This window comes from Bradyrhizobium sp., from assembly GCF_016462955.1.
Taxonomy (GTDB): domain Bacteria; phylum Pseudomonadota; class Alphaproteobacteria; order Rhizobiales; family Xanthobacteraceae; genus Bradyrhizobium.
In genome coordinates, this window is sequence record NZ_JAEMSD010000152.1 from 1 (window position 1) to 2,650 (window position 2,650).

A 2,650-nucleotide genomic window follows, 5' to 3' on the forward strand; every position below is an offset into this window, starting at 1 on the left:
GTCCAGTTCCGCGCGCCCGAATACCGCAAGATTTCCTTCGTCGTGGTCTCGCCGGAGGACATCGGCAAATGGACCGATGTCTCGGACGAGGATGCGAGGAAGGTGTTCGAGCAACGCAAGGACCGGCTTGGCACGCCGGAGAAGCGACAGATCCAGCAGATCGTGTTTCCGAACGTCGCCGAAGCGCAAGCCGCACGCGAGCGCCTCGTAGGCGGGATGTCGTTCGAGGATCTCGGCAAGGAGCGCGGGCTGAGCGCCTCCGACGTCGACCTCGGGCTCGTGACCAAGTCTTCGCTCACCCCTGCCGTCGGCGACGCCGCCTTCGCGCTTCCTGCCGGCGCGATCAGCCAACCGATCCAGAGCGGGCTCGGCGTCGCGATCGTCAGGGTCGACAAGATCGAGCCGGGCGTCGAGGCCGACTACGCCAAGCTGGCCGGCGACATCAAGCGCGAGATCGCGACCGAGCGGGCGCGCATCAAGGTCGCCGAGCTCCGCGACAAGATGGAGGACGAACGCGGGGGCGGCTCCAGCGTGATCGACGCGGCGCAGAAGCTCGGCCTCACCGCCGTGACCATCGAGGCCGTCGACCGCTCCGGCCGCGCCCCGAACGGCCAGCCGGTCGCCAACATCCCGCAGGGCCTCGACGTGGTGTCGCAGGCCTTCAGCACCGATGTCGGCGTCGACAACGACTCGATCTCGTTCAAGGGCGGCTATGTCTGGTACGACGTACTCGGCATCACGCCCTCGCGCGACCGCAATCTCGACGAGGTCCGCGACCAAGTCGAGGCGCGCTGGCGCCAGGATCAGATCGCGTCCAAGCTGAAGGCCAAGGCGACGGAAATGGTGCAGAAGCTCGAAGCGGGCGGCAAGCTCGCGGACGAAGCCGCCGCTGTTGGCGCCAAGGTCGAGACCGCCACCGGCTTCAAGCGCGACGATTCGCCCGCCGGCGTGCCCGGCACCGTCGTCGCGGCCGCCTTCCGCACCGCCAAGGACGGCATCGGACAGACCGCCGTGAGCGGCGGCAGCGAGGTGATCGTGTTCCGCGTCACCGACATCGTCGATCCCGCGGTCGACGTTGCCTCCGACGCGGTCAAGAAGCTGAAGGAGACGCTCGACCGGGCCCAGACCGAGGAGCAGCTCGCCTCTTACGTCAACAAGCTCGAAGCCGACATCGGGACCACCATTAATCAGGCCGCCTTCGCGCAAGTGACCGGCGCGAACCAGCAGTAAGTCGAAAGCACGCGATGGACGACCTGAAATCGATCATTGGAAAAGTGGCGACCGGCGCCAGCCTGTCGCGTGACGAAGCCGCTTCCGCCTTCGATGCCATGATGAGCGGCGAGGCCACGCCTTCGCAGATGGGCGGCCTGCTGATGGCGCTCAGGGTGCGCGGCGAGACCGTGGACGAGATCACCGGCGCTGTCGCGGCGATGCGCTCCAAGATGCTGACCGTAACTGCGCCGCCCGACGCCGTCGACATCGTCGGCACCGGCGGCGACGGCTCCGGCTCGGTCAACGTCTCGACCTGCGCATCCTTCATCGTTGCGGGGGCCGGCGTGCCGGTTGCCAAGCACGGTAACCGCGCGCTGTCGTCGCGCTCGGGCGCCGCCGACGTGCTGGCCTCGCTCGGGGTGAAGATCGATCTGAAGCCGGATCAGGTCGGCCGCTGCGTGCGCGAATGCGGCATCGGCTTCATGTTCGCCCCGGCCCACCATCCCGCCATGAAGAACGTCGGCCCGACCCGGGTCGAGCTCGCCACGCGCACGATCTTCAACCTGCTCGGCCCGCTTTCCAACCCGGCCGGCGTCAAGCGGCAGATGGTCGGCGTGTTCTCCAGGCAATGGGTGCAGCCGCTGGCGCAGGTGCTGAAGAACCTCGGCTCGGAATCCGCCTGGGTGGTGCACGGCTCCGACGGTCTCGACGAGATCACCCTCACCGGCCCGACCTTCGTCTCCGCGCTCCACAACGGCGAGATCCGGAATTTCGAGGTGACGCCGGAAGAAGCCGGGCTGTCGCGCTGCGAGGCTGGTGCGCTGAAGGGCGGCGATGCCGACGCCAACGCCATCGCGCTGCAAAGCGTGCTCGACGGCAGGCCGAGCCCCTATCGTGACGTCGCGCTGATGAACGCGGCCGCCGCGCTGATCGTGGCCGGGCGCGCCAAGGACCTGAGGGAAGGCGTTGCGATCGCCACCAGGTCGATCGACAGCGGCGCGGCAAACGCGAAGCTGAAGCACCTGGTCGCGGTCTCCAACAGCTGAGCCTGACATGTCGGACATCCTGACCAAGATCGAGACCTACAAGCGCGAGGAGATTGCCGCGGCCAAGCGCGCGCATCCGCTCTCGGCCCTCGAGGCCAAGGCCAAGGCGCAAGCCGCGCCGCGCGGCTTCGTGCGGGCGATCAAGGCCAAGCACGCCCGTGGCGATTTCGCGCTGATTGCCGAGATCAAGAAGGCCTCACCGTCCAAGGGCCTCATTCGCGCCGATTTCGATCCGCCGGCGCTCGCCAGAGCCTACGAGGCCGGCGGTGCCGCCTGTCTTTCGGTGCTGACCGACACGCCGTCTTTCCAGGGCCATCTCGACTTCATGGTGGCGGCGCGGGCGGCGACCTCGCTGCCGGTGCTGCGCAAGGATTTCATGTTCGACACCTATC

General features: G+C 67.8%; 3 protein-coding genes. All 3 read left to right on the plus strand.

Annotated features, from left to right (window positions below; translation table 11 throughout):
* Nucleotides 1–1,230: peptidyl-prolyl cis-trans isomerase (locus tag JHD07_RS17220; RefSeq protein WP_291624333.1), on the plus strand; the 1,230-nt coding region annotated here is incomplete at its 5' end.
* A 14-nt stretch (nt 1,231–1,244) separates the two neighbouring features.
* Nucleotides 1,245–2,258, plus strand: a complete 1,014-nt coding sequence (trpD, locus tag JHD07_RS17225; RefSeq protein WP_291624335.1) for an anthranilate phosphoribosyltransferase — start codon at nt 1,245–1,247, stop codon at nt 2,256–2,258.
* Nucleotides 2,259–2,265: 7 nt separating this feature from the next.
* Nucleotides 2,266–2,650: indole-3-glycerol phosphate synthase TrpC (locus tag JHD07_RS17230; RefSeq protein ID WP_291624337.1), on the plus strand; the 385-nt coding region annotated here is incomplete at its 3' end.